Raw genomic sequence first — 25675 nt, forward strand, 5'->3', positions numbered from 1 at the left:
GAGTTTATGGAATTTTTAGAAGAGTTTTCAATCAAAGAAACAATGACGGCTTTTATGGTTTTGTTTGCTGTAATCGACATTTTGGGTTCGGTTCCCATAATTGTTTCCCTTCGTCAAAAATTCGGAAAAATCGAATCCGAGAAAGCTGCAATTGTAGCTGGGCTATTGATGATTGCTTTTCTTTTTATTGGAGATAAAATCCTAAAGTTTATTGGAGTAGATGTTAATTCTTTTGCGATTGCAGGTGCTTTCGTGATTTTTATTATTGCGATAGAAATGATTTTGGGTATAGAGATTCATAAGACCAATCAACCACAAGCAGCTTCTATTGTTCCGATTGCGTTTCCTCTAATTGCAGGAGCAGGAACTTTGACAACTACATTATCACTAAGAGCAGAATATCACGATATTAATATCATTTGCGGAATCATTCTCAACACAATGTTTGTATATCTTGTTTTGAAGATTGCACCTTGGATAGAAAGAAAAATGGGAGAAGGTTCTTTACAAGTTTTGCAAAAAGTTTTCGGAATTATTCTTTTAGCTATCTCTATTAAATTATTTACCGCTAACTTTGCACAACTGTTTCAAAATTATATTCACTTTTAAATATTAAATGAAAAATGAAGACGTTTTATAAAGTATTTTTGGTTCTATTCATCATCTTTATTGGAATCAATTTCTACGCTATCGATTGGCGTTCAGGATTTCTTGATGATGAAAATACCAAATTCATATTCTCCATTTCGTCAGCGATTTTAGGAATTATTGTCGTTTACATTCTCCATACTTGGAGCAAATTGGCAGAGAGAAAATAACAAAAAACGCTTCAGATTTCTGAAGCGTTTTTTGTTATTTTATAAGCGGGTTTTGATATTACAAAACTTCTTTGATATGTTTATAATTACTACTAATCGTATCAGCTACTTCTTTGAAATTACCATCTAGCATCATCCTTGTCATCGCGACACCCATTCCTTTCATCTGCTCCCAGCCAACTTTTGGAGGCATTGCCAAAGCATTAGGATCCGTGAAAACATTAACCAAAACAGGACCATCAATATTTAAAGCATCTTGTATTGCTGTTTCCACTTTTTCAGGATCTGTAACATTGATTCCTTTGATACCAAAAGCTTGAGCTAATAACCCGAAATCAGGATTCACCATATCGGTTTCATTATCAGGAATTCCGTTCACTTCCATTTCCAATTTTACCATACCCAATGAGCGGTTGTTGAAAACTATAATTTTGATGGGAAGATTGTATTGTTTGATTGTTGCGATATCTCCTAATAGCATAGAAAGTCCGCCATCGCCACAGAGTGCGATTACTTGTTTGTCCGGATTGGATAATTGTGCTCCAATTGCCATTGGCATTGCATTCGCCATAGTACCGTGACTGAAAGATCCTAAAAGTTTTCTCTCACCAGTTGCTTCCAGATATCTTGCTCCCCAAACACAGCACATCCCTGTATCTACTGTAAAAATGGTATCTTTATTAGCTTTTAGATTGATTGTTTCTGCAACAAATTCTGGAGAGATATGGTTTTCTTTACCTTTGTCTTCAACGTAAGATCGTAGGTTATTTTTTACTTTTTGATAAAATTCTAATTGCTTATCAAGGAAATCTCGGTTCTCATTGATTTTAATTAATGGCAAAAGATTGATTAATGAATCTTTGATTTTTCCTGCAAATCCTCTTGTCAATTGGGCTCGTCTTCCCAAGCGTTCTGGCTTGTCATCAATCTGAATAATGACTTTGTTAACAGGCATAAATTTCACATAAGGGAAATCTGTTCCAAGGAGTAGAATTACATCAGCTTCATGCATTGCTTTGAAAGCAGATGGTAAACCTAAAAGACCTGTCATTCCTACTTCATAAGGATTATTGTACTGAATACCCATTTTTCCACGGAAAGAATATCCAACCGGCGCTTTCAGCTTTTCTGCAATAGCAATAACTTCTGTATGAGCTTCAGAAGCTCCAATTCCACAATAAATGGCTACTTTTTTTCCTGAATTAAGATGATCTGCAATCCAATTGGTTTCTTCTTCAGAAGGAATGATTCTTGGATTTGTTTTGAATACGAGATCGGAACTTATATTTTTTTCTGATTTAGCTTCGAAGAGATCACCAGGAACGCCCACAACAGAAACACCTTTTTGAGAAATAGCGTGTTGTAGAGCAGCTTGTAACATTCTTGGAGCTTGCTCTGGTGTATTGGCAACTTGATTATAAACAGAACAATCGTCAAATAATTTGATGGTATTAGTTTCTTGAAAATAAGATGTTCCAAATTCCGAACTTTCACATGTAGATGCTATTGCAAGAACTGGAACATTTCCTCTGTTAGCTTCATACAAACCGTTGATTAGGTGGACGTGGCCTGGTCCGGAGCTTCCGGCACAAACAGCTAATCCTTCTAATTCAGCTTCCGCCGCCGCTGCAAATGCTCCTACTTCTTCGTGTCTTACGTGAATCCATTTGATAGAACCTTCACGTTTTATAGCATCATTTAAAAAATTAAGGCTGTCTCCAGTGACAGCGTATATACGTTTAACTCCTGTTTTTACAAGGATTTCAACAAATTGATCTGCAATATTTTTTGCCATAGTTTTATGATTTTGATTAAATCAAAATTTACAAAAAATATTCCAAGTAACTATTTGAAACTAATAACTAAATGTTAATTAAATCAATGAAAATGCTTCGGAAAAGCTTCTCTTGGCGTTTGTTTCAGAATATTGAGCTTGAACCAAGACTTCAGAAAACCGTAACCGTAAGAAAACATTTGAATGTAAGTTGAAATCACAGCCATTGAAGCGATGCTGATATTTTTTGTCAAAATCAAGGCGTGGCAGAAAACTAAAAAAGTATAAAATCCATATAGAAAAAGTAACAAACCATTTCCCCAAACGAAATAATGAATAATTCCTACTAAATATCCCAACAAAAATAAGCTCGGAAACCAAAATGTCGGTTTTACATATTTCGGATGTCTTTGGTTGAGAATCGGTCGCGCACAACCAAATTGATAAACCTGTTTCGAGAATTTTCCAAAGTCTGTTCTGCGTTTGTGATAAACTCCGATATTATCATAGAAACTTGTTGTAAATCCATTTTCCCAAAGCGTCATCGACAAATCTGGGTCTTCACCAATTCTCATTTCTGAGAAACCACCAACTTTCAGGAAAGTTTCTTTGTTGACTCCCATATTGAAACTTCTCGGTTGGAATTTCGTCACTGCATTTTTATTTCCACGAATTCCGCCAGTTGTGAAAACCGAAGTCATAGAGTAGGAGATTGCCTTTTGCATCAGATTAAAACCTTTGTGTGCTTTGTCAGCTCCACCAAAAGCATCTGCTGGATTTTCTGTCAGATTTTTCTTAATATTTTCGATATAATCTGTTTCAACAATCACGTCCGAATCTACAAAAACCAGCCAATCATTTTTTGCTCGTTTTGCGCCGTAATTTCGGCTCAATCCAGGACCTGAATTATCTTTTCTAAAAAACTGAATATCTAACAGATTTTCAAAAGTTTCCACAGTCGGAAGCAGATTAATTTTAGAACCGTCATCCACAATAATGACTTCAAAATCTTTATCAGTCTGATGAGATAATGAATTAAGAAGTTCAAACAGTTCGTCTTTTCTGTTGAAAATGGCTATGATGATGGAAATTGTTGGATTCAATTTGGTAGTTTGATAATGATTTTCAAAAGTATTGAAAAAGGATTGATTCTGAAAAGAAGACAAGAAGTTTTAACAATAATGACCGAATTAATCTATTATTTTGTAAATTCGTTTTAGAAATTATTGATTATGGATGCTATCAGACAGTTTGTAGATGTGAAAGATAATTCTTTCTAAATCACACTTCCAGAAGATTTTAAGGCGAAAAGGGTAGAAGTAATTATTCTTCCTTCTGGTGATCAATTTCAAATCTCAAAAGAAACTCAAAATCTTCTCAACGAGAGAAAAGCTGACTATTTAAAAAATCCTGAAAACGCAACCGATTTTGATCAATTCATCGATGATCTGGAAAACGATTTATGAAAAAATATAAAATAGTAATAACCTAACTTGCTAAAGTTGATGTCAAAAGAGTAAGAGATTATTATAAAAATATCAGTGCCAATCTTGCAAAACAATTTTTAGAAAGTATCAAGGAAGCAAAAATATTTATCACAGAAAATCCTAATGTGAATGATATAATTTATCAAGACATTAGGATGCATCTTTTGAAACAATTTCCCTATCATCTACATTATTTTCTAGATGAAGAACAAAACCAAATTGTTGTAATTGCTGTAGAATTTGCTAAACGAGAAAATCTGGATTTTTCTGAACGAAAATGATTTTCATTTCAAATTTTTGAAATGTTCTCTTGCTTCTTTATCTTTCTTCTTTCCATTTCCATTTGGAAAAAGATCAAAAAATCTAAGAATCATATCAATAATATCCCAAATCATTCCTTGATTTTATGAACTTTCTTTGTTCCATCATACATCTCATACTGCAAAAATCTCGTTTCTAATTTTCCATTGAATAACTTGATTTTTCTAGAAGGTCTGAGGCCGATTTTCTTAGGCGCATCTAAGTCAGCAGAAATCAACCAAGCTAGAGTATTAGGGTAGTGTTGTTTGAAAGTATCACCGATTTTTTTGTAGAAATCATCATCATTAATCGTGATTCTCTCATCATAAGGCGGGTTGAAAACCATTAGTAAAGGAAACATATCTTTCTCAGAATCAAAGAAATTTTTATGTCTAAGCGTAATAATATCTTCCATTTCAGCAGATTCAACATTGTTGTGAGCAACGTTCAAAGCTTCAGAATCGATGTCGTAACCAACTATTTTCCCAGTGAATTCCTTCACACGATTCAGTCGAACTTCTTTGATCGTTTTGAATAATTCTGAATCATAATTTTTCCAATTCTGAAAAGCAAAATATCTTCTGAAAGTCTGAGCTGGCAAATCCATTGCAATCATCGCCGCTTCAATCAATAATGTTCCAGAACCACACATAGGGTCTAGGAAATTGCCTTTTCCGTCCCAGCCTGCCAATTGTAGCATTCCGCTTGCAAGAACTTCGTTGATTGGCGCAACCGTTTGTTCCTTTCTATAGCCACGTTTAAAAAGCGGATCGCCAGAGCTGTCAAGAGAAATCGAAACCAGTTCTCTATCAATATGAAGATGGAATTTGATATCCGGATTATCTTTGTTGACGCTCGGTCTTACTTTATATTTTTCTTGAAAATAATCCACAATGGCGTCTTTCATTTTCAAAGTCATAAACTGAGAATGATTGAATCTCTCAGAATTCACCGTTGCATCAATCGAAAAAGTCTGATGTTTTTCCAAAAACTGGTCCCATTCAAATTTGAATAACTTATCGTAATATTTAGTTTCGTTGTAAGCCTTGAATTCCATAATCGGAACCAAGATTTTAACGGCTGTTCTGCAAGAATAGTTAAGTTTATAAAGAAAACCAAGGTCGCCTTCACAAGTGACCGCACGGTTTTTAACTTCAACGTTTTTTCCTCCTAATTTCTTAACTTCCTCAGCCAAAACCTGTTCTAGTCCAAAGAAAGTTTTGATTTGTATTTGCAGATTATCTGTATTCATAGCGCAAAGATAATAGATTATTGGATGATAGATAAAAGACAAATGAAAATCCTTTAAAATCTATTGTCTATAATCTATACGTCTCGCATCTTTTTTCTTAATTTTGTAGAATGCAATGGTTCGAAGAATGGTTTGATACACCATATTATCATATTCTCTACAAAAATCACGATTACAAAGAAGCAGAAGATTTTTTGAATCTTTTGACTGATTTTCTGAAACTAGAAAAAAACTCCAAAATAATTGATTTGGCTTGCGGAAAAGGCAGACATTCGATATATCTTAATAAATTGGGTTATGATGTTCTTGGCTTGGATTTGTCGGCACAAAGTATCAATTATGATAAACAATTCGAATCTGAATCGTTGAACTTTCGAGTTCACGATATGAGAAATAAGATTGAGAATGAGCCTGTTGATGCGGTTTTCAATCTCTTCACAAGCTTTGGATATTTTGAAACGGAAGAAGAAGACAAAAGTGTTTTCCGTTCTGTTTCTGATGTTTTGAAGAATGATGGTTATTTTGTTCTCGATTTCTTGAATGCAGAATATGTCAGAAAAATGATTACGCCTACAGCTTCTATCGAAAGAGAAAATATCGTTTTCAATATCAAAAAACATATTGAAGGCGAGTATATTATGAAGGAAATCGATTTTGAAGCGGATGATAAAAAACATCATTATTTTGAGCGTGTAAAACTGTCTTCTCCGGAGAAAATTCTGAACTTTGCAGAAGAATTCGGTTTTGAACTCATTAAGCGTTGGGGGGATTATCAACTGAATGATTTTGATGAAAAGAATTCTCAACGTTGTATTAATCTTTTCAAAAAGAAATAATTTAATAAATGATTTATAATGTTATTTTTTTAATTCTGACTTTATTATCAATTATTTCAGCAATTGGATTTGGACATTTTGATAGTCATACACCACCGCCACAATTTGTAATTTCAAGTTTATTATTGATTTTGAGTGTGGTTTTAATATTCTTTAAAAAGAGTCTTTTTTTTTAAAAAAAATTGAATTATAAAATTCATCTCGTACTTTTAATTATAAATCTAATTATTGTTCTAATTTGTTTAGTATCTCTTATTTAAAATGATTATACTTCTACTGATATTAAGTGTTCTGATTGGTGTTTTTCTCGGAAAATATTTTGGGAGCAAACAACAATTCGCCAAAAATCTTCTTATTCTAAGTGCAGGTTTTCTGATAACGATTTGCTTGAACGAGGTTTTTCCGGAAGTCTATCATTCCGAAGACCATAATATTGGGATTTTTGTGATTCTCGGTGTTTTGATTCAGATGTTGTTGGAAAGTTTGACAAAAGGTTTTGAACACGGACATCTTCATCATCATTCCGACGAACATTCTATCATTCCTGTCGCATTGATTATTGGACTTTTTGTTCACGCTTTTATAGAAGGAATTCCTTTATCGCACGAGAAAGAGACTTTGTCACCTTATCTTTTGGGAATCTTGTTTCATAACATTCCGATTTCCTTTGTATTGGGAAGTTTCTTGGCTCACAGCAGAAATTTCTCTACTAAATTTTGGTTGATTGTTATGGTTTTTGCCTTAGCTTCACCTTTAGGAATGTTACTTGGAAAATATTTCGATGAGAATCTGAAAGTTTATTTCTTAGCTGTAGTTGGTGGGATTTTTCTTCATATTTCATCGGTTATTATTTTCGAAAGCAACAAGAATCACAAAATGGATTGGACAAAAATTATTCTTGTTGTTTGTGGAATTGCATTGGCTTTAGGCGGACATCTTTTTCATCATCATTAATTAAAAAATATTTTTTACTTCAATAGGAAAATCATAATTTTACTCAAATCGATTTTATGGGATTTTTAAATCAATTATTTGGTAAAAAAGAAGAGCAGGACCAGACGAAAAGTCTTTGGAAAAAGATTGAATCCGAAAAGGATTTAGACTCTGCTATTGAGAGATCTTCACAACAAAAAGTCTTGATTTTCAAACATTCAACACGTTGTTTTATAAGCAAAACTGTCTTGAAGAATTTTGAGAAACAAATGCAGGATTCTGATAAAGATTATGCTTATTATTTCTTAGATTTGTTAGCCAATCGACCAATATCTAATGAAATAGAGTCTCGGTTTGATGTTGTTCATCAGAGTCCACAATTAATCGTTTTGGAAAATGGGAAAGCTGTTAAAAATGCTTCTCATCAGAATATCGACTTGGAAACGGTATAAGTAAAGTGAAGAAATTAGACATTTAATTTCTGTTATATAACATTTAAAAGCATTTATGATTCAGCAGAATTTTCGCAATCACTTATCTCAGATATTAGGCGTTCCTATTGATAATTTGGATTTTTGCACCTCTTTTTATGAAGTGAAAGAAGTTAAAAAAAACGAAATTATATTAAGGGAAGGAGAAGTTTCTGATTCTACATTCTTTGTGGAAAAAGGATTGCTAAGGATGTATTCTATTGACAAAGCTGGGAAAGAACACGTTATACAGTTTGCGCTCGAGGGTTGGATTATTTCTGATACAACCAGCCAATTACTGAATGAGAAATCTAGGTTTTATATAGAAGCTATAGAAGAAAGTACGATTGTCATTATAAAAGAAGGTTTTTTTGAACATCTTTCCAAAGAATATCCGGAAGTTGCTGAAAAAAATCAACGACTAATGTTCAATCACATCAAAAATCTTCAAAATCGTGTGAATGCGCTGATTAGTACAACCGCAGAAGAACGATACCTTGAGTTCCTTAGAAAATATCCAAACCTGATGTTGAGAGCGCCACAATGGATGGTTGCATCTTATCTGGGAATTACACCAGAAAGTTTGAGTCGCGTAAGAAAAGAATTGGCGAAGAAGAAATTTGAAATTTAATATTTTGAATAGATTTTTATTATTAATTCTCTTTTTAATTTTCAGTTTCGGACAAAGTCAATTAAAAGAAAACCTCAGTCATAAAACATTTTCTGCTATAGTCATTGGAATAATGGACGGCGATACGATGGAAATTCTTTACAAGAAAACGCCAATCAAAATCCGTCTTGCTCACATCGATTCTCCTGAGAAAAGAGGAACGCAACCCTTTGGTAACAACGCCAAACAAGCTTTGTCAAATCTTTGTTTTGGAAAAATGGTCACAATAAAAGCAGAAAAATACGACCGATACAAAAGATTGATTGCAGTCGTCATCACTGATAAAGGCCAAAATGTGAATAAACAAATGCTGAAACAAGGAATGGCTTGGCATTATAAAAAATATTCCAAAGATTCCGATTATGCAAAATTAGAAACCGAAGCTCAAAAAAATAGAGTAGGACTTTGGCAAGATAAAAAGCCGATTGCGCCTTGGCTTTGGCGAGAAAAAAAGAAAAAATGAACCACGAAATTTTAGAAGCAAACATCTTCGATATTCCAGATTTGTGTCAAATGATGAAGGATTTCTATGCTATTGACTTTTATCCGTTTGATGAAGAAATCACGACGGATAATTTTGTGAAATTTATTAATAATGACAATTATGGAGAATGTTTCAAAATTGTTTTTGAAGGTCAAATTGCAGGTTATATTATTCTAGCTAAATATTTTAGTTTTGAATTTGGTGGCGAGATTTTATTTTTAGACGAATTGTTTATAAAGCCAGAATTCCAAGGAAAATCTCTTGGTAAAAAAGCTTTGGAATTTGTTAAAGATTATTCGGTGAAGAATAACTTTAAAGTTGTTTTTTTAGAAATCGAAAACCACAATGAAAAAGCTAAAAAACTCTATGAACATTATGGTTTCCAAAATCATAAAAGGAGTTTGATGATTCTTAAGAATTAATAAAATCTAATCTTAAATAAAAAATCTTGTAAATTTTCTTTACAGGATTTTTTATTATTTAAAATTGAAATTTTAGAATTTCCAGCCAACTGTTACAAAAAAGTTACTTCTTGTATTTTTAACTTTAGAAACAGCATAAGCTTTGCTATTTACATCATAGCCACCGTTGAAATAACCGGTATCACTGTTAACATTTCCTTGTAAAAATGGATTGCTATATTCGGAAGTGATGTTTTGATAAGAAGCATCAATATAAAATGCTTTGAAATCGTAACCAAGACCGGCACCAATTGTATTTCGTTTTCCAACAATTAGGTTTGAAAAAGATTGCTCCGAAGTAGAACCGTCATTGTTGTAACCTAACAATGATAAGTTGTCAAAACTATTACCTTGATATGCATAACCTCCTCTTAATCTAAAAGCAGCAATTCTATATTCTGCACCAACTCTTACTTCTGAAGAGTTTGTGTATGAATCGCTGAAGAAATCATTCAATTCTCTTTCTGCATCGCCATATTCTTTATATTTTGGCTTTGTAATTCCTTGAATAAAATCAACATTCAAAGCAAAGTTTTTACTTGGAACAAAAGCAGCACTTAAAGTTGCTTTCATAGGTGTCATCAACGTTCTATCTTCTCTGAATAAATCAACTTGATTGTAATTGAAGTAATATTGATTATAAACTCTCTCGATATTCCACCAAGTTGGAGATTCGATTGCTGCACCTACACGAAACTGATTACTCAATTTTGCGATAACACCTATATTGGCTGAAAATCCATCAGAATGTTCATCGTAAGGCGTATATTGCTTGTCATAAAAAAGAGAAGTTTTGTCATCATCAGAATAGAAACCGGCTCTGTCAGATTGTGAAAAATAGGAATTATGTAGGTTAACTCCGGCACCTAAATAAAGCCTATTATCGTAATTAGCCCCCACAGAAAAGTTCATTTTTGACTGGTTACCCGTTCTGTCGTAGATATGACCAAGATAAGTATAATTAATCACAGTATCTGGATAAGAAAAATCATCCACTATCTTGATGTTTCCATTGGCATCAGATCTTACAGTATTATCTAATGTGCGATTAGAATAATTAACACCAACATTAACGAACTTCCATTTAGAATTATCGCCTATATTAAAGCTTACAACGCCTCCTGCATTATTGATATCAGTATTATTATTTTTATTAGTCAATGATTTCCCTACAAATGTGGACGTATTCTTATTATTATTGATTCCTAATGTTAAATTAACATCATTTGTAATGAAGACTCCTATTCCTGCTGGGTTCACATTAACAGAAGAGATATCCCCTCCTAATGCCCCAATAGATCCAGCCATTGCATTATATTTAGCAGTACCATTAATAGGATTTCCCGAGTATATATCAGTCGTATTAGTAATTACTGAAACATCTGGTGTGTTTTGTCCTTTTAAATAAAGAAAAGACACTGGAATACTGATCAGTAATAAAGTTTTTTTAAGCATTTTTTTATGAAATGTTTTTATTAAATAATGAATGAAAGTGATGGATTATCTTCTTCCTCCGCCACCGGATCTCATACCGCCACCGCCGCCAGACGAACCTCCAGATCTCATTCCTCCTCCAGAATTGAATCCACCAAAGTTTCCACCAGATCTTGAAGGTGTAGAGTAGCTCTCATTTCGGAAGCTTCCATTGTTTTGTTGTGTTCTTACCCCGCTATTATTAGGATAATTCTGAGTTCTAACATTTCCGTTGCTTGGATAAGTATTTCTTATACCACCATTATTAGGAAATTGTCTTACTCCACCATTCTGTCTTACACCTCCGTTATTGATATTTCTAATATTGTTATTAGAATTTCTGATGCCACTATTTATAGTTCCAACATCATTTTTGATATTTCTACTTGGACGGAAACCGCTATTATTGATTCCATTGAAACGATCACTATTTCTATTGCTAACTCTATTTTGAGAGATCATACCATTGAGTCTTCCACCATTTGCACCAGATCTGTTATAGTAAATTGGTTGGTGATATCCTCCATAAAATCCACTGCCATAGTAACCTCCCCAGCCGCCATAGCCATATCCCCAGAATGGATTATAGAATCCGCCACCCCAGCCCCAAGGTGAGTAGAAAGAATTGCCCCATCCGAAGCCTATTCCCCAACCCCAAGAGTTGAATCCACTGTTCCATCCCCAACCGTAGTAAGGATAGCCCCAGCCTCCAAAACCACCATAACCAAATCCCATTCCCCAGCCACCATAGCCCCAGTTATTAAAGCTAGTATAGTTAGTTTCTGTACCTGTAAAATTTCCCCAATCAGAATCTGTTGTTAAGGCGTAACGATTATTTTGATCTTGGATGTTTTGTTGATTGTTGTCATAGATACTTGGGTAAGTATCTTGATAGTTATAGTAATCATCAACCTGATTACCATAATTTCCAGAATATGTACCCGCAGGAAGAGAATCTTTGTTCGGGTCATAATACACACCATCTGTTTCTGAATAACTTCCTGTGTAGATTACACAAGAAGTCAATAGAAAGCTACTGGAAATCAATATCAAACCTTTTGATTTTATGAAATTGAATAAGCTTGTATTGTTGATATTTTTCATTTTATGAGAAGTATTAAGTTTCCTATATTTGCATTTCTTAAATGAAACCAAATCTTATACCATTTAAATTCCATTAAATACGTGTAAAATTAGGCTTTTTATTTAGATTGAGAAAAGTTAAAAAAGTTAAAATCATATCAAAAAAATTTATGGCAAAATTAACATCGAGAGCAGAAGATTATAGCAAATGGTATAATGAGTTGGTTGTTAAAGCAGATTTAGCAGAGAACTCTGGCGTGAGAGGATGTATGGTTATCAAACCTTATGGTTATGCAATTTGGGAAAAAATGCGTAACGAGATGGATAAAAAGTTCAAAGAAACTGGACATCAGAACGCTTATTTCCCTCTTTTTGTTCCCAAAAGTCTGTTTGAAGCAGAGGAAAAAAATGCCGAAGGTTTTGCCAAAGAATGTGCTGTTGTAACACATTATAGATTAAAAAATGATCCAGATAATCCAGGAAAACTAATTGTTGACCCAGAGGCTAAATTGGAAGAAGAACTAATCGTACGTCCAACTTCTGAAGCAATTATTTGGAATACTTATAAAAACTGGATCCAGTCATACAGAGATTTACCGATTTTGATTAATCAATGGGCGAATGTTGTAAGATGGGAAATGAGAACAAGATTATTCCTGAGAACTGCCGAATTCCTTTGGCAAGAAGGACATACTGCTCATGCAACAAAAGATGAAGCTGTAGAAGAAACTGAAAAAATGATTGAAGTTTATGCAAAATTCGCAGAAGACTTTATGGCTATTCCAGTGATAAGAGGAATCAAATCGCCTTCGGAAAGATTTGCAGGAGCAGATGAAACTTATTGTATCGAAGCAATGATGCAAGACGGAAAGGCTTTGCAAGCGGGAACTTCGCATTTCTTAGGACAGAATTTTGGAAAAGCTTTCGATGTTAAATTTACAACTAGAGAAGGAAAGATAGAACATGCTTGGGGAACTTCTTGGGGAACTTCTACAAGATTAATGGGAGCTTTGATTATGACGCATTCCGATGATTTAGGTTTGGTTTTACCTCCAACTTTAGCACCAATTCAGGTGGTAATTGTTCCGATTTTCAAAGGTGAAGAGCAATTGGCTCAAATCAGTGAGGTTGCTTTGGATATTCAAGCTAAATTAAAAGCAAAAGGAATTTCTGTTAAGTTTGATGATGACACTCAGAACAAACCAGGTTGGAAATTCGCTGAATACGAATTGAAAGGTGTTCCTTTGAGAATTGCAATGGGACCAAGAGATTTGGAAAACAAAACTGTTGAATTAGCTAGAAGAGATAATTTGACGAAAGAATCAGTTTCTATTGATGGTTTAGAAAACTACATAGAAGAATTGCTTCAAACCATCCAAAAAGATATTTATAACAAAGCTTTGACTTTCCGTGAAGAAAATATCACAAAAGTTGACTCTTATGATGAGTTCAAACAAGTTTTGGAGGAAAAAGGAGGCTTTATTCTAGCACATTGGGATGGAACGGCAGAAGAGGAAGAGCAAATCAAACAAGAGACAAAAGCAACAATCAGATGTATTCCTTTGAATAGTGAGTTAGAGGATGGGATTTCATTAATATCAGGAAAGCCATCGAAACAAAGAGTGGTTTTTGCTAAGTCATACTAAATTTGAATTTTAACTAAATACATTAAATCCGGAGAGTTTCTTCGGATTTTTCTATTTGTATTAATGATATTTATCCAAAATAAATATTGAAAGTTAAATGCAGTTTTGTTAAATTTTTATTAAAATTATTGATAATTAAATAAGGTGGATTAATATTTGGTGATATTATAAATATCAATCAAAAAAAATAAACTATTATGTCAATTAATTTAATCGATCTTATTAAAGATCAGCTGGGACCAAGTGTTGTGTCTCAAGCAGCTACTCAACTTGGAGAAAGTGAGTCAGGAATTTCAAAAGCTATTTCTGCATTATTACCAGCCGTTGTTGGTGGTTTAGCTAATTCTAATGCGCAATTAGATCTTTTTACAACTTTGAAAGAAGTTGGTTCTTCTGGAGTACTATCAGGTCTTGTTGGTAATATTGGAGGTAGTGATTCGTTAATCTCGAAAATTCTCACTTTGATTTTTGGTGGCGGAGATAAACAAGCTGCACTAACGAGTTCTGTGTCCAATTTTGCAGGAATTAGTAATGATTCTACAAATTCAGTTTTGAATCTTGTTACTGGAGCTACTGCTGGAAGTTTGGGGAAATATATCAATGATAATAATGTTGATATCTCTTCTTTTGGAAATCTTTTGAATGACCAGAAAGGTTTTCTTTATTCCTTGTTACCTGCTGGATTTAGTTTAGGAGCTTTAGGATTAGGGAATTGGTTTGGAACAGACGAGGGAAAAATCAATATTCCACCTAATACACCAGCTAATGAAGTTCAAGATGTTCCAGTTGTAGAAACTCCGAAAATTGATGTGACAAGAAGCGGAACTACCCATGAGATTGTTTCTAGTAATGATTCTGGAGGAAGTATTTGGAAATGGTTGTTACCACTATTATTGTTATTACTTTTAGGATGGTTTTTCTGGAAACAATGTAATAAAAAAGTAGAACCAGCGCCTGTCGCAACAACAGATTCTACCACAGTTATCGGAGATTCTACCTATACTGCAGATGATACAGTTGTTGTAACCAAGGAAACTACAGTTGTTATCTTGCCAAGTGGAAAAACATTACAAGCTTACAAAGGTGGAATCGAAGATCAAATCGTAACTTTCCTTAAATCTGATGATTATAAAAATGCTACAGAAGCGCAATTGAAAGATAAATGGTTCAATTTTGATAATCTTAATTTTGAATTTGGAAAAGCTGTTTTAACTCCAGAATCTCAAGTTCAGTTAGATAATCTTAAATTAATTTTGGCTGAGTTTCCAGATGCTAAAATCAAAGTTGGAGCTTATACAGATAAAAAAGGTGATGCTAATACAAACCTAAAATTATCTAGTGACAGAGCGAATACGGTAAAAACTGCAATCAATTCTACTCAAGTTACAGAAGCAGAAGGCTATGGCTCCAAGTTTGCCAAAGTTCCTGCCGAAGCTACAGATAAAGAAAGAGAATCTGACAGAAAAACTGCTATAAGATTTGTAAAGTAAAAATAATAATTTCGAATAAATATAAACTGCCAAATTTTGGCAGTTTTTTTATTGGCTTATTGCGAGTTAAGAAAAGTATTATTAGATTTGTTAGTCTAATCTAACAATAATAATTATTTGAATAACTCTGATATCAACAAAGGCTGGAGAAAAGATAAAAGTTCAAACTCTCTTCATGAGGTTTTCTCTAGTATCAATGTTCCGGCAAATGCAAGTTCTTGGAAAAAGTTTATGGCTTATGTTGGGCCTGGATTGCTTGTAGCAGTCGGTTATATGGATCCGGGGAACTGGGCGACTGATATTGCTGGTGGAGCGCAGTTTGGCTATACACTACTTTCTGTTATTTTAATTTCGAATCTATTTGCGATAGTTTTACAACATTTGTCTGTGAAGCTAGGTGTTGTTGCGGAACGTGATTTAGCACAGGCTTGTAAAGATCATTTTCACCCAAGTGTCAATTTTGTTCTTTGGATTTTTTGTGAGATTGCGATTGCAGCTTGTGATTTGGCAGAAGTTATCGGTTCTGCGATTGCTCTTAATCTCTTATTTGGAATCCCGTTGAGTGTGGGAGTCGTAATAACTGTAATAGATGTTTTTCTAATTTTATTCTTACAATCGAGAGGTTTCCGATATATAGAAAGCATTGTTGGAGGATTGATATTTGTAATTTTTGCCTCTTTCTTTTATGAAATAATTCTAAGTAAACCGGATATTTTTCCACTTTTGGAAGGATTAATTCCTAAGAAAGAAATCGTTACCAATCCATCAATGCTTTACATTGCAATCGGGATTTTAGGTGCTACAGTAATGCCTCATAATCTATATTTGCATAGTAGTATTGTTCAAACCAGAAATTATCCTAGAACGACTGAAGGTAAAAAAGAAGCTTTGAAGTTTGCAAGTTGGGACAGTAGTTTATCTTTGATGTTAGCATTTTTCATTAATGCAGCAATTTTGATTATTTCTGCGGCGACTTTCCATACTTCTGGAAACAAAGATGTTGCTGATATCAATGATGCTTATATGTTATTGACACCACTTTTAGGAACAACTTTAGCAAGTATTTTCTTTGGAATAGCACTGTTGGCCTCTGGGCAGAATTCTACATTGACAGGAACTTTAGCGGGTCAGATTGTAATGGAAGGTTTTTTGAATATCAGACTAAAACCTTGGGTAAGAAGATTGATAACTAGATTAATTGCAATAATTCCAGCTTTGATTATTTCAATTCTTTATGGTGAAAAAGGAACGGCGGAATTATTGGTTTTCAGTCAGGTGGTTTTATCTATGCAATTGAGTTTTGCAGTTGTTCCTTTGGTTATGTTCACGGGAAGTAAAGCAAAAATGGGAGATTTTGCTAATAAAATGTGGCTCAAAATATTAGCTTGGATTATTAGTGGAATTATCATCATTCTAAATCTCTATCTTCTTAAAGAAACACTTTTTCCTTAATAACTCATCTGGTAAATCTAGATTTTCGTAAAATTGCAAGTTACCTCTTTGTTAGAAATTAGAGTTTAAAAAAAACAAAATACTAGATTATCACTTTGAAAAAAATCGCTTATATAGAATTAGATACACACGCAGAATTAGCGAATAATTTCTATGAATTGACTAAAGGTTTTGATAGAGTTTTTGTAGATTTTTACTTTTCCAAAAAGATTTTTAAATTCTTGAACATTCATGAGAAAAATGTTTTTCTGACAGACTATTCTCAACTTTTGGAAATTCTGGATAAGAAAAAATACGATTTGATCATTATTGGAACTGTTCATCGTCATTTTATTTTCTACAAAGCGATTGTGCAGAAATTCAACACGGCAATTCTTGTTCATAATCATAATTTTATCAAAGCTTCGAAGTGGGAATTATTCAAAAGTATTTTCAAAAAAGATTTTAAATATCGTCTGAAATTATTCCTTAAAGAAGGACTTCTAGAAGCTTCGAAGGTTTATAAGAAATCCAATTATCTTTTGGGGATTGATGAATTGATGTCAAAGAAAACGGGTATGAAGTTCTTACCAATTTATTTCAATCAATTTGACTCTCAAAATTTTGAAAAAGAAACCATAAAAATTGTGATTCCAGGTGCGGTTTCGCAACATAGAAGAGACTACGATTCGTTTTTTGAAAAGTTGTTGAAATTTGAAAATATTGGAATCAATTATGAAATTATTTTCCTTGGAAAAGCTTCTGGAAAAGAATTAGAAAGTCTTAAGTTAATTTCAATTAAGCTTCCTCAATTTATTAGAATTCAGTATTTTGATAAAAAAATAAAACAATCTATTTTTGATGATTGGATGAAAAAAGCCGATGTTTTATATTGTCCAATTCAGAAAGAAATTGAGTTTTTCTCTATCAAAGAAATCTACGGGAAAACTAAAATAAGTGGCAATATTGGTGATGCGATAAAATATGCAAAACCAGCTATTTTTCCCGGAACTTATGAATCTGATTTAGAATTTATTATTAAAGAACAACCAGACTTGCAAGTTCAATTTTCAGAATTTAGAAACCTGAAATTCGATTTTAATAACTATTCGAAAGACAACATTTCAAAAAAAATATCGATATTAGTTGAAACATTAATTAATAAAAATATTTAGATGAAAAATCATACTTTAGTTGCTGTTATTCTTTGTCAATCATTACTTTAACTTAACTGGTGTGCATTTTTCCAGGCTTTGGTTTTTCTGAAAATGTTTATAAAATAGCATCTATGTTACAAGTTTTAGGATTTGCTGGATTGACTGCTTTTTTTATCAAATTATATCAAAAACAGAAGTAATATGAACGAAGAACTGAATGTGTTATTTGATATTAAAAGTGATAAAAACGAAAACAATAATATCCCGAAACCAAAACAAAATGTTTTAGTTCATAGCATTGTAAGAGTTGTTATTCTGGTTGTTACAACAGTTGCAACTTGTGGTATTTTGTTAGTCGCGGCACTAGATGGTCAAATAGAACTTGCTATTTTGGCTGTTGTAATTATTCTAGCTTGGTTTGGAGCAATGATTTTTGAAACTGTAAAGCTGAATAGAAAAAAATGTCAAGAATTAGCAAATTCTAATATTATTTTAATTGTCATTGCAATATTGATAATACTAGGAATGACAGCGGAGATTGTTTAATCGATTTACTTGCCTCTTTGAAAACTTTTACTCAGAGCAATTTTTGATTTTTTCAAATTCTTTATAGAACTGAACCTGACTCTTTCATTATACAAAAACCAACCGCCCATACAGCCAATAGTACTGCCGATTAAAATTTCTAATAGTCTCATTTTTAAAAGATAATCGGGATTGAGTGAAGTAGAACTTCCTGTTTCTGCGAGTAGGATTCCCATTGGAGTTAAAAACATTACTGCTAATGCATAATGTCTTGTAATCAGCATTTCTACGATGATTTGAAGAGAGATGATGCAAAAACAAATCAAAAGCGGAGAAGTGATGTATGAGAAAATCAACCAAGCAATTCCAAGCCCAATAGTTGTTCCAATAATCCTGTGCAGGCCGCGTTTCCAGATGTGGTATTGATTCACGCCCTGTAAAACTGCCAAACTAGAAATTGGAATCCAATAAGGATAATCAAGGTTGAAAAACTTGCCAATGAAAACCGAAACCAGCATACAAATCCCAATAATAAAGGATTCCACAAGATTCACGTAAGGATTGATGTGGAAAGTTGTAAGGTTTTTGTTTGTTTCTTTTTTTGAGTTTAAAAAACTGTATATTAGGCAGATAAGGCAAGCATTAACTGTTCCGATTGTGAAAATACCGATACGTCTAGGAATGAGTTCTAAATGATGTGGGAGTCCGATTGCCATGGATGCCATCATGATAAAGAAAAAACTTCCCGGTGGTTTCAGATTAAAATATCTTGCTATATAATAAGCGATTGCCGAAAATATCCCGAAAACCAATGATGCAATCCAAAGATTAAAACTAAAGGTCAACCCCAAACCGTACGAAATAATCGTCCCAAAAGAGCAGACAAACATTTTCATCATCGTTTCGATAAAATCATTGCTTGTTGGGATGTAAATAATAACCAAACCTGCCAAACTTGCTGTAAGAGCAGATTTTATATCACCTAAAAAATAACCAAATATCAATGGGATTCCCACTGCAAGACCTGCCAAGAAAGGGATGTGCCAGCTTCTGGGTGATGGTTTTAATTTGAAAAAAGAGAGAAATTCTTCTTTAATGTGATTAGTTTTCAATGTGTTGGTTTTTACTTTAGATTTAGATTTTGGCAGTCATAACAGCTTATTTTTGCCAAAGCAAAAATACCTATTAATACCCGAATTTCAAACTCGGATGCAATGATAAATTGCTTAAAAATCTCTATTTTTGTTATCTTAAAATTTTGAGAATAGAATGGATTATCTGAAAGGATTGAATGAGCCTCAGTTAGAAGCAGTTACGACTTTGCAAGGACCGTTGATGGTTTTAGCGGGAGCAGGTTCTGGCAAAACGCGAGTGCTTACGATGAGAATTGCGCATCTGATTACGAATGGAGTAGACCCTTTCAATATTTTGTCTTTGACTTTTACCAACAAAGCGGCGAAGGAGATGAAAGAACGTATCGCAAAACTCGTAGGAGACAGCAATGCGCGTTCGCTTTGGATGGGAACTTTTCACTCGGTTTTTGCTAGGATTTTGAGAAGCGAAGGTCATCATCTTGGTTATCCTTCCAATTTTACAATTTATGATATGCAAGATGCTCTTAATGTGATGAAAAAAGTCATCAAGGATATGAGTATAGATGCAGAAGTTTATAAAGCTAAGAAAGTTTTGTCAAGAATTTCTCAGTATAAAAATAATCTCATCACAGTCAACGCTTATTTCAATAATCCGGAATTGATGGAAGCTGATGAAAAAGCGAACATGAAACATATGGGAAATATCTACAAAAAATATGTAGAAGCTTGTTTCAAAAATGGTGCAATGGATTTTGATGACTTGTTGTTGAAAACCAACGAATTATTAACTCGTTTTCCTGAAGTTTTAGCAAGATATCAAGACAGATTTCGATATATTTTGGTAGATGAGTATCAAGATACAAACCATTCTCAGTATTTGATTGTCAAAGCTTTAGCGTCTAAGTTTGAAAATATCTGTGTGGTTGGAGATGATGCACAATCCATTTATTCTTTCCGTGGCGCTAATATTCATAACATTCTGAATTTCAAAAAGGATTATCCTGATGCGGTTACGGTTTCTTTGGAACAGAATTATCGTTCAACTCAGAATATTGTAGATGCGGCGAATGTTGTGATTTCTAAAAACTTACAGCAGTTCAAGAAAAATGTTTTTAGCGAGAACGAAGTAGGCGATAAAATCAAAGTTTACCGAAGTCTTTCTGATGCTGATGAAGCTAATTTCGTTTCAGCTAATATCTTCGAATTGCATAACACGCAACAGCGTCATTTTTCGGATTTTGCGATTCTTTACAGAACCAATTCTCAAACGAGAGCTTTTGAAGACGCACTTAGAAAGAAGAATATCCCATACAAAGTTTATGGAGGATTGTCTTTCTACCAAAGGAAAGAAGTGAAAGATTTGGTAGCTTATCTTAGGATTTTGGTAAATGAAAATGACTCCGAAGCTTTGTCTAGAATTATCAATTATCCGGCAAGAGGAATTGGAGAAACCACTCAAAACAAGTTGGTTGTCTTTGCAGATTCTCATAATCTTTCGATTTCTCAAGTTCTGGATAATCTTGGGTTTTATGCTTCTCAATTAGGTCTTAATAATGGAATTATTACCAAACTTGGCGATTTCTGGGCGATGATAAAAGCATTCCAAGTAATGCTGAAAACAGATAATGTTTACGATGTTGCGATGGAAGTGGCAAAACGAAGCGGACTTCTCAAATTATTAAAAGAAGACGCAACGCCAGAAGGAATTTCCAGAGTTGAGAATATTCAGGAATTGCTGAACTCGATGCAAGGTTTTATCGATGAACAGACTCAGATTGAAGATGGTGACCCTAGTTTGTCCAACTTTATGGAGAATATTGCGCTTTCTTCTGATACTCAAAATGATAAAGAAGAAGATGATAATAAAGTTTCATTGATGACAATCCACTTGTCAAAAGGTTTGGAGTTTCCAGTAGTTCATTTAGTTGGTTTGGAAGAGAATCTTTTTCCAAGTTTCATGAGTTCGTCTACAAGAGAAGAATTGGAAGAGGAAAGACGTTTGTTTTATGTAGCTTTGACTAGAGCCGAGAAACAAGTGTTTTTCACTTATGCAGTTTCCAGATTTCAATGGGGGAAAATCACCGATGCAGAACCATCAAGGTTTTTAAGCGAAATAGATGCGAAATATGTCGAAATGATAAATCCTGTTGCCGAACTGAAGTTTATCAATCGTTCCGGATTGGATTCTAATATATTTGATGATTCGCCATCAGAACCTAGATTTTATAAAAAGAAAGAGGAGAAAAAAACCTTGGAAAGAAATGCCAATGTTCCACCTCCGAAAAAAACATTGAAACCTGTTGCAACTGCAAGAATTATCAATCCTGCAGGACAATCTTCGCAGGATATAGAAGTAGGCGATATGGTAAGACACGACCGTTTTGGTGTAGGAAAAGTGGAATTCTTGGACGGAACTGACTCTCAGAATATCAAGGCTAAAGTAATTTTTGCCAACGAAGGCGAGAAGAACCTTATCTTGAAATTTGCTAAATTGACGAAAATTTGAGAGACAAGAAAAAAGGCAAAAGATTCAAGTTTATGAAACTACAAAAGGCACAAAAGAAATTAAATTATTTTAATCTTTTTTTAGACTTTTGAAAAGCTAGAAAACAAAGAAACTTTTGTGACTTTTGTGGTTTTAATATATTGATTATAAAAAGCTAAAAGCAATTTGCCATAAGCAAAAACAAAACTATGATTCGAGCAAAAAACATACATAAATCTTACGGAGCTCTGGAAGTTCTAAAAGGTGTTGATATTCATATAAAATCAAGTGAAGTTGTTTCTATTGTTGGAGAATCCGGAGCTGGAAAATCTACCTTACTTCAGATTTTGGGAACGCTGGATAATCCTTCTGATATTGAAAAATATGGAACCGAAATCACTTTGGACGGCAATTCTTATCTGAAAATGAAAGACAAAGAATTGTCCAAATTCCGAAATAGAAATATTGGTTTTGTTTTTCAGAATCATCAGCTTTTACCGGAGTTTACGGCTTTGGAAAATGTTTTGTTGCCTTCAAGAATCGGTGGAATTGCTGAAAAAGAAGTGATTGAAAAAGCACATTCTTTATTTGAAGACCTTAATATTGCAAGCAGATTGCACCATAAACCTTCGGAATTGTCTGGAGGAGAAGCGCAAAGAGTTGCAGTTGCAAGAGCATTAATTAATTCTCCGAAGATTATTTTTGCGGATGAGCCAACCGGAAACCTCGATTCCAAAAATGCAGATGCGCTTCATCAATTGTTTTTTGATTTGAGAGACAAGTACCATCAGACTTTTGTGATTGTAACGCATAATCCTGTATTAGCGGAAAGTACGGACAGAAAACTGGTAATGAAAGACGGACAGATTATGAATTTATAATTGATAGTTTATAGATGATGATTGATTTTTACTAAAATTAATAACAAGTAAAACTTTGAGTATCAAATCCCTTGCGGAAGATGACCGCCCAAGAGAAAAATTTCTAATGAAAGGAAAAGCTTCAGTTTCGGATTCGGAACTGTTGGCTATCATTATGGGAAGTGGAAATAGGGAAGAATCCGCTGTGGAATTAGCAAGAAGAATTCTGAATTCGGTGGAAAATAATTGGCACAGATTGAGTCAATTATCAATAAAAGACTTAATGAAATTCAAAGGAGTAGGCGAGGCAAAAGCCATTTCTATTGCAACAGCTTTGGAAATCGGGAATAGAAAATCTCAGCAGGAAGTTCTTGAAAGACACCAAATATCAAGCAGTAAAGATGTTTTCGAAGTTTTACAACCGCATCTTTCTGATCTTTCAACAGAAGAATTCTGGGCAGTTTTCCTTAATCATCAGAATAAAATCCTCTATAAAACCTGCCTTTTCCGAGGTGGAATTGCAAGTTCTGTTGCAGATGTAAGAGTGATTTTTAAAACAGCCTTGGAACATTTTTCTACAAGAATCATCGTGGCTCATAATCATCCTGCAGGAAGTTTGAAGCCAAGCTCGGAAGATATTAATATCACAAAAAAAATAGACGAAGCAGGTAAATTGTTAGAAATCGAATTGCTAGATCACATCATCATTGCTCAAAACAAATTTTATAGTTTCAAAGAAGAAGGGATTTTATAATGATAAAGCGACTGAAATATCACGAAATTGATTTTGATAAATATAATGCTTGTATAGAAAAGTCTTTACAAAATTCGGATTATGCACAAAGAGAATTTCTGGATATCGTAACAGGAAAAAGTTGGGAATTAATCATTTATGATGATTATGAAGCTGTAATGCCTGTTCCTTTGATCGTCAAATTTGGTTTTAAAATTGTTCTAATGCCGAAACTTTGTCAACAATTGGGAATATTCTCCAATCAGGATTCTGTATATATTAATAATCAGTTCTATAATTATCTTACAAAAAATTACATTGTTTTATTTTATGCTTTTAATGGAAATAATGAAGTTTCAAATATTGGATTGAAAAAATCTTACATTATTCCAAAAGATCAATATTCTGAAGTCAAAAAAAGATATAGCATCCACAGAAGGAGAAATGTAAGGATAATTGGTGATTTGGAAAACAATATCATATTTCGCAATAGTTTAAAATCCGAAGACAAGGCATTTTTTGTGGAAAATATGAAAGGAATCAAAAAAAAGGAAGATGCCAGCATTTATTTTGATTTGATGCAAACTTTGTATGAGCAAAAACTTATGAATATTGAGATCCTAGAATATAAAAATCAAATAGAATCTATGGCTGGTTTGTATTGTGGTAAAACCAATCATTATCTCAGTCTTTTCGTTAATAAAAACCCTTTATCTAACACCAATATTCCATCTATAGTTATTGATAATTACTTAAAAAAAACTATTGCAGATCAAGATTTTGATTTTATGGGAAGTGATGTAGAAAACGTTGCAAAATTCAATGAACGATTTGGTGCTATAGCTTACAAATATCCTATTGTTTCTAAAAGTAAAAAAGAAGTATTGATTCAAATTCTGAAGAAAATCTTCTTTCTTAGATAAATAATTTATTTTCTAATCAAAAAGCATTAATTTTGCAATCCGAATTTGAGATATGTTTGATTCAGATTATTTACCATACGCTGTTGCAGTTATCATCGCATTGCCATTTTTGGTTTTTGCGAAACAATTCGTGAACAGCTTTGTCAGACTCAAAAAACAGGAAATTAATTTCTTAGCAACAAAATCAAATAGCGAAATAAAACTTCATTCTTTAGAAAGAATGACACTTTTTCTGGAAAGATTGAAACCAGCAAATCTCATTGCAAAATTTGATAAAAACCTTCAGCCACACGAGTTTGTTTTCTTGACTGAAAAAAATATCGTGGAGGAATTCGAATATAATGCTTCTCAGCAATTATACATTTCAAAATCGTCTTGGGAAGATATTATCACAAGCAAAAATAATATCATCCAAAGTCTTCACAAAACCTATGAAGAATTGAATGATAACTCAAAATTAGATGACTTCAAAACTGTTTTCCTGATGAGTTATCTTAATTCTGAAGACTATATTTCGGACACAATAGATAATCTTAGAAAAGAACTTAACAAAATAGAACTTAACAAAATAATATAAACACTAGATAATAAATGATTCCAAATTTTAAAGCCCATCCGTGGCACGGGATTTCAGCTGGAGAAAACTCTCCGGAAGTTGTAAACGTTTTTGTGGAAATTGTTCCTACAGATACAATCAAATACGAAGTTGACAAAGAAAGTGGATACTTAAAAGTTGATCGTCCACAGAAGTTTTCCAATATCATTCCTGCAATGTATGGTTTTGTTCCAAGAACCTATTGTGAAGAAGAAGTTAAAAACCTTGCAGTGGCAACCGGAGCAACAGAAGTTACAGAAGGTGATCACGATCCGTTGGATATCTGTGTTCTTAGTTCGCACAACTTCACATCTGGTAATATCCTTTTGGAAGCTATTCCAATCGGTGGATTCCAAATGATTGACAAAGGAGAAGCCGATGACAAGATTATTGCTGTTTTGGTAGAAGATCAGGTTTATGGTCACATCAGAGATATTTCTGAATTACCAAAAGCAGAAGTTAACCGTCTTTTACATTACTTCTTGAGTTACAAAAACTTGCCAACTGAACCTGCAAAAGTTAAAATCGATTTGATCTATGGTGCAGAGCAAGCTAAAAAAGTAATCGTAGCATCTCAAAAAGATTACAACGATAACTTTTCAAAATAGAAATCTATTGTCTTAAAATATAAAACCTTCTGAATGGACTGCCCCCAAAAAGTTATACACTTTTTAGGGGCATTTTTTATGAGAAGA

At 33.4% G+C, this 25675-nt stretch carries 25 protein-coding genes; 19 read left to right on the plus strand and 6 right to left on the minus strand.

The features are described from left to right. The first annotated feature begins 6 nt into the window (after positions 1–6). Together RTY06_RS13595 and RTY06_RS13600 are read left to right on the plus strand one after the other, a co-directional pair. The gene (locus RTY06_RS13595) at positions 7–609 is read left to right on the plus strand and encodes a MarC family protein (protein ID WP_116036298.1); all 603 of its coding nucleotides are present in this window, start codon (positions 7–9) and stop codon (positions 607–609) included. Positions 610–623: 14 nt separating this feature from the next. Further along, positions 624–818 carry a hypothetical protein gene (locus RTY06_RS13600; protein ID WP_116036299.1) on the plus strand — a complete coding sequence of 65 codons (195 nt, stop codon included), beginning with the start codon at positions 624–626 and terminating at the stop codon, positions 816–818. A 58-nt stretch (positions 819–876) separates the two neighbouring features. Here RTY06_RS13600 and RTY06_RS13605 read toward each other — a convergent pair whose 3' ends face one another. The 3 genes from RTY06_RS13605 to RTY06_RS13615 all read right to left on the minus strand — a co-directional run bounded on the left by RTY06_RS13605 (position 877) and on the right by RTY06_RS13615 (position 5631). Next, the gene (locus tag RTY06_RS13605) at positions 877–2613 is read right to left on the minus strand and encodes a thiamine pyrophosphate-dependent enzyme (protein ID WP_312825527.1); all 1737 of its coding nucleotides are present in this window, start codon (positions 2611–2613) and stop codon (positions 877–879) included. An 83-nt stretch (positions 2614–2696) separates the two neighbouring features. Beyond that, positions 2697–3695, minus strand: a complete 999-nt coding sequence (locus tag RTY06_RS13610) for a glycosyltransferase (protein ID WP_312825528.1) — start codon at positions 3693–3695, stop codon at positions 2697–2699. Between the two features lie 775 nt (positions 3696–4470). Beyond that, positions 4471–5631: a class I SAM-dependent RNA methyltransferase gene (locus tag RTY06_RS13615; RefSeq protein WP_312825529.1), complete on the minus strand. Its 1161-nt coding sequence runs from the start codon at positions 5629–5631 to the stop codon at positions 4471–4473. A 110-nt stretch (positions 5632–5741) separates the two neighbouring features. Between RTY06_RS13615 and RTY06_RS13620 the strand changes: the two genes are divergently transcribed. The 6 genes from RTY06_RS13620 (at position 5742) to RTY06_RS13645 (ending at position 9446) form a co-directional block, all read left to right on the plus strand. Beyond that, the gene (locus RTY06_RS13620; RefSeq protein WP_312825530.1) at positions 5742–6467 is read left to right on the plus strand and encodes a class I SAM-dependent methyltransferase; all 726 of its coding nucleotides are present in this window, start codon (positions 5742–5744) and stop codon (positions 6465–6467) included. Positions 6468–6728: 261 nt separating this feature from the next. Continuing rightward, positions 6729–7421, plus strand: coding sequence for a ZIP family metal transporter (locus RTY06_RS13625; RefSeq protein WP_312825531.1), 693 nt, complete (start codon positions 6729–6731; stop codon positions 7419–7421). A 56-nt stretch (positions 7422–7477) separates the two neighbouring features. Next, positions 7478–7852: a bacillithiol system redox-active protein YtxJ gene (gene ytxJ / locus RTY06_RS13630; protein ID WP_312825532.1), complete on the plus strand. Its 375-nt coding sequence runs from the start codon at positions 7478–7480 to the stop codon at positions 7850–7852. A 55-nt stretch (positions 7853–7907) separates the two neighbouring features. Continuing rightward, complete coding sequence (locus tag RTY06_RS13635; protein ID WP_312825533.1) at positions 7908–8501, plus strand: Crp/Fnr family transcriptional regulator; 594 nt, start codon at positions 7908–7910, stop codon at positions 8499–8501. A gap of 4 nt (positions 8502–8505) precedes the next feature. After that, positions 8506–9003 (plus strand): thermonuclease family protein, encoded by a 498-nt coding sequence (locus RTY06_RS13640; protein ID WP_312825534.1) that lies wholly within the window; start codon positions 8506–8508, stop codon positions 9001–9003. Next, the gene (locus RTY06_RS13645) at positions 9000–9446 is read left to right on the plus strand and encodes a GNAT family N-acetyltransferase (RefSeq protein ID WP_312825535.1); all 447 of its coding nucleotides are present in this window, start codon (positions 9000–9002) and stop codon (positions 9444–9446) included. Before RTY06_RS13640 ends, RTY06_RS13645 begins: the two co-directional genes overlap by 4 nt. Before the next feature lie 72 nt (positions 9447–9518). Here the strand turns inward: RTY06_RS13645 and RTY06_RS13650 are convergent, their stop codons facing one another. Next, a complete protein-coding gene (locus RTY06_RS13650) occupies positions 9519–10940 on the minus strand; it encodes a hemin receptor (protein WP_312825536.1) in 1422 nt (473 codons plus the stop codon). 45 nt (positions 10941–10985) lie between these two features. Next, complete coding sequence (locus RTY06_RS13655) at positions 10986–12062, minus strand: prolyl-tRNA synthetase (RefSeq protein ID WP_312825537.1); 1077 nt, start codon at positions 12060–12062, stop codon at positions 10986–10988. Between the two features lie 149 nt (positions 12063–12211). Here RTY06_RS13655 and proS point away from each other — a divergent pair, with 149 nt between their 5' ends. From proS to RTY06_RS13680, 5 genes are all read left to right on the plus strand, one after another. Then, a complete protein-coding gene (gene proS / locus RTY06_RS13660) occupies positions 12212–13687 on the plus strand; it encodes a proline--tRNA ligase (RefSeq protein ID WP_312825538.1) in 1476 nt (491 codons plus the stop codon). 197 nt (positions 13688–13884) lie between these two features. Further along, positions 13885–15177 (plus strand): OmpA family protein, encoded by a 1293-nt coding sequence (locus RTY06_RS13665; RefSeq protein WP_312825539.1) that lies wholly within the window; start codon positions 13885–13887, stop codon positions 15175–15177. Between the two features lie 117 nt (positions 15178–15294). Beyond that, entirely contained in the window at positions 15295–16629 is a 1335-nt protein-coding gene (locus RTY06_RS13670) for an Nramp family divalent metal transporter (protein ID WP_312825540.1), read from the plus strand. Between the two features lie 95 nt (positions 16630–16724). Beyond that, positions 16725–17783, plus strand: a complete 1059-nt coding sequence (locus tag RTY06_RS13675) for a hypothetical protein (RefSeq protein ID WP_312825541.1) — start codon at positions 16725–16727, stop codon at positions 17781–17783. 183 nt (positions 17784–17966) lie between these two features. Beyond that, complete coding sequence (locus RTY06_RS13680; RefSeq protein WP_312825542.1) at positions 17967–18311, plus strand: hypothetical protein; 345 nt, start codon at positions 17967–17969, stop codon at positions 18309–18311. Positions 18312–18316: 5 nt separating this feature from the next. Here RTY06_RS13680 and RTY06_RS13685 read toward each other — a convergent pair whose 3' ends face one another. Beyond that, positions 18317–19402 (minus strand): FUSC family protein, encoded by a 1086-nt coding sequence (locus RTY06_RS13685; protein WP_312825543.1) that lies wholly within the window; start codon positions 19400–19402, stop codon positions 18317–18319. Between the two features lie 157 nt (positions 19403–19559). Here RTY06_RS13685 and RTY06_RS13690 point away from each other — a divergent pair, with 157 nt between their 5' ends. The 6 genes from RTY06_RS13690 (at position 19560) to RTY06_RS13715 (ending at position 25588) form a co-directional block, all read left to right on the plus strand. Continuing rightward, positions 19560–21890 carry a UvrD-helicase domain-containing protein gene (locus RTY06_RS13690; protein WP_312825544.1) on the plus strand — a complete coding sequence of 777 codons (2331 nt, stop codon included), beginning with the start codon at positions 19560–19562 and terminating at the stop codon, positions 21888–21890. Positions 21891–22078: 188 nt separating this feature from the next. Further along, positions 22079–22750, plus strand: coding sequence for an ABC transporter ATP-binding protein (locus RTY06_RS13695; RefSeq protein WP_312825545.1), 672 nt, complete (start codon positions 22079–22081; stop codon positions 22748–22750). 55 nt (positions 22751–22805) lie between these two features. Continuing rightward, a complete protein-coding gene (gene radC, locus RTY06_RS13700) occupies positions 22806–23483 on the plus strand; it encodes a RadC family protein (protein WP_312825546.1) in 678 nt (225 codons plus the stop codon). Continuing rightward, on the plus strand, positions 23483–24385 hold the full coding sequence (locus RTY06_RS13705; RefSeq protein ID WP_312825547.1) for a hypothetical protein: 903 nt from the start codon (positions 23483–23485) through the stop codon (positions 24383–24385). The genes radC and RTY06_RS13705 overlap by 1 nt, the downstream gene beginning before the upstream one ends. Before the next feature lie 52 nt (positions 24386–24437). Beyond that, positions 24438–24962 carry a hypothetical protein gene (locus RTY06_RS13710; protein WP_312825548.1) on the plus strand — a complete coding sequence of 175 codons (525 nt, stop codon included), beginning with the start codon at positions 24438–24440 and terminating at the stop codon, positions 24960–24962. A 14-nt stretch (positions 24963–24976) separates the two neighbouring features. Further along, positions 24977–25588: an inorganic pyrophosphatase gene (locus RTY06_RS13715; RefSeq protein WP_312825549.1), complete on the plus strand. Its 612-nt coding sequence runs from the start codon at positions 24977–24979 to the stop codon at positions 25586–25588. Positions 25589–25675: the final 87 nt, after the last annotated feature.

This window comes from Epilithonimonas sp., from assembly GCF_032055105.1.
Lineage (GTDB): Bacteria > Bacteroidota > Bacteroidia > Flavobacteriales > Weeksellaceae > Epilithonimonas.